Origin of the sequence: Paraburkholderia sp. (genome assembly GCF_024281035.1) — a bacterium.
Taxonomy (GTDB): Bacteria; Pseudomonadota; Gammaproteobacteria; order Burkholderiales; family Burkholderiaceae; genus Paraburkholderia.
This window is the reverse complement of the sequence record NZ_JAMXLH010000007.1, coordinates 1-2597: the sequence shown is the minus strand read 5'-3', so window position 1 is coordinate 2597 and position 2597 is coordinate 1. Positions and strand designations below refer to the sequence as shown.

Genomic DNA, 2597 nt, shown 5'->3' with positions numbered 1-2597 from the left:
GCAAGACGGTCGGCGGAATTCGGATGTATCCGCAACGTAATCTGCTCGACCGCGAGACGGCCCTGCGCATGTGGACGGAGTACGTGACCTGGTTCTCGAACGAAGAGGGCAGGAAGGGGCGCATTGCGGTCGGGCAGCTTGCCGATCTGATCGTGCCGGACCGCGACTTCTTTTCGTGTCCAGAGGACGATATCGCCGACACAACCGCATTGCTGACGGTCGTTGGCGGCAGGATCGTCTGGGGCGCAGGTCCGTTCTCGCAATTCGACGCGCCGATTCCGCCGGCGATGCCCGACTGGTCGCCGGTGCGCGCGTTCGGAGGCTATGGCGGCTGGGGTGCGCAGCCGCACAGCGGCGCACCGCTGCAGCGTGCTGCGGCTGCGGCAATGTGTGGTTGCGCGAGTGCATGCAACGTGCACGGTCATGCGCATGCGCTCGCGTGGAGCCGCGCATTGCCGACCTCGGATGCGAAGGGTTTCTGGGGCGCGCTGGGCTGCTCCTGCTGGGCGATCTGATATGGCGGCACTGCCGGGCCGCACTAACCCCGCGAGGGTTCGTGCGGTTCGCTCTCCGCCGTGATCGACCAGACAGTACGATGAATCAACAAGGGAATTCCGTTATGAAGACAATTCGCGCGGCATTGGTTGCCGCGATGATCGCGGGCGGACTCGCTGCCGTGCCGGTGGCGTTTGCGAAGCCGCCGGTGATCGCAGCCGGGACGCCATCCGTCGCCGTGGGGCCGCAATACGACACGACGCATGTGTACGTCGCGCCGGAGGATTATGACCGCTTCACCGACAGTTTCGTCGCGACGTTCGGCGGCAGCAAATCGAAGCAGGGTGTCTTCCAGGTCACGCCGACGCCGAGCCAGACGATGTCGCAACTCGTGTTCACGCCAGTGGGCACGATTTCCGTGTTCGGCTTCAAGACGCCCGTGCCGTATCCCTTTGGGACGGAACGTACGGGCTACCTCGTGACGGACATGGACGCAGCCGTGAAGGCGGCGCGTGCGCATGGCGCGGATGTGATCGTCGACCCGTTTCCCGATCCGATTGGCCGCGACGCGGTGATCAGATGGGCGGGCGGCGTAAATATGCAACTTTACTGGCATACACAGGCGCCGCACTACGATGCACTTCAGACCATTCCTGAAAATCGTGTCTATGTTTCGTCGCAAAACCTGCACAAACTGGTTCACGATTTCGTCAAGTTCTCGCACGGCCGGGTTGTGTCGGATGTGCCCGCTGCGCCCGGCATCGAAATCGGGCGGCCGGGCGATACCTATCGCCGCATTCGAATCGAATCGGGCTTCGGTAAGATGACCGTGCTCGTGACGGATGGCCATTTGCCGTATCCGTTCGGGAGAGAAACGACAGGCTACGAAGTATCGAATCTCGACGAGACGCTGCGGAAGGCGAAGGCTGCCGGCGTGAGCGTGGTGGTGCCGCCGTTCACATCGGACGGACGCGAAGCCGCGATGGTCAAGTTTCCTGGCGGCTATATTGCCGAAATTCACGCCAGCACGACGAAGTGAAATCCGGGGACACGCTCCTCGCCGCCATTGCCGGTTTTGTCTATACGCCGAGCTTGGTTGCGTTCGCAACGGGCGCGGTCGCAGGAGCGATTAGTTGCGCTACGTGGGCATCCGGGCGTTGCTCGCGCCTGCCTGTGCGCTCCTGGGACGGGTGCTGACGACCGGAGAGCACGATCGCGCGGACTCACCGCGGCGCGCATGATTTTGCGGGGCTGGGAGGAGCGGCCCTGATTTCATTCGCCGCACGAAATGACGGACAAATATAACCACGTACCCGCAATGGCGGAGGAAATCATGGCGTCAACTACGAGGTACGGGCGCCGATTTGAAAAAGCGGCGAGCGTCACGGCTATCGCCGGTGTGCTGCTGGCAGGAACTGACGTTGCATTCGCGGATACGGTTCCGTCACCCGCAGCAGTGGTGAACGTCGCGGACGATACGAGTGCAGGTGCTTCGGCGGGCACGGAGACATCGACATCCGTGTGCGATGTCAAACGCCCTGCCGTGCTGTTCAATCGGTGGCAGGAAGACTGGTCGGTGCTCGCGAATCCGTGCGTTCCACGCCAGCCTCTCGACAGCCTCAAGTACATACCGCTTGGTGGCGACCCGGCGTCGTATCTGTCGCTCGGTGTGAACCTGCGCGAGCGCCTCGAAAGCAGTAACGCGCCACTGTTCGGCATCGGCACCCAGTCGGATACGTATCTGATCCAGCGCATCGAGGTTCATGCGGATGCGCACCTTGCCAAACACTGGCAGTTCTTCGTCCAACTCGAGGACGCACGTGCGTTTGGCAAGAACGTGATCACGCCGGTCGACAAGAACCCGCTCGATGTAGAGCAGGCTTTCGTCACCTACACGGGTGCGCTGGGTGGCGGCACGTTCAAGTTTCGCGTGGGCCGCCAGGAAATGGCATTCGACCTGCAGCGGTTCATCGCGGTGCGCGACGGCCCGAATGTGCGCCAGGCCTATGACGCGATCTGGGCCGACTACGAATACCGGAAGTGGCGCTTTATCGCCTATGCGACGCAGCCGGTCCAGAACCGCTTCGCGACCGTGTTCGACG

The 2597-nt window shown here is 62.6% G+C and carries 3 protein-coding genes; all 3 read left to right on the top strand.

All coding sequences use genetic code 11. From position 1 onward, the window contains the following. Window positions 1–515 (top strand): amidohydrolase family protein (locus Q0L30_RS01790; RefSeq protein WP_296650392.1); only part of this gene is annotated, 515 nt, incomplete at its 5' end. A gap of 104 nt (window positions 516–619) precedes the next feature. Further along, complete coding sequence (locus Q0L30_RS01785) at window positions 620–1534, top strand: glyoxalase (protein ID WP_296650390.1); 915 nt, start codon at window positions 620–622, stop codon at window positions 1532–1534. 294 nt (window positions 1535–1828) lie between these two features. Further along, window positions 1829–2597: alginate export family protein (locus Q0L30_RS01780; RefSeq protein ID WP_296650388.1), on the top strand; the 769-nt coding region annotated here is incomplete at its 3' end.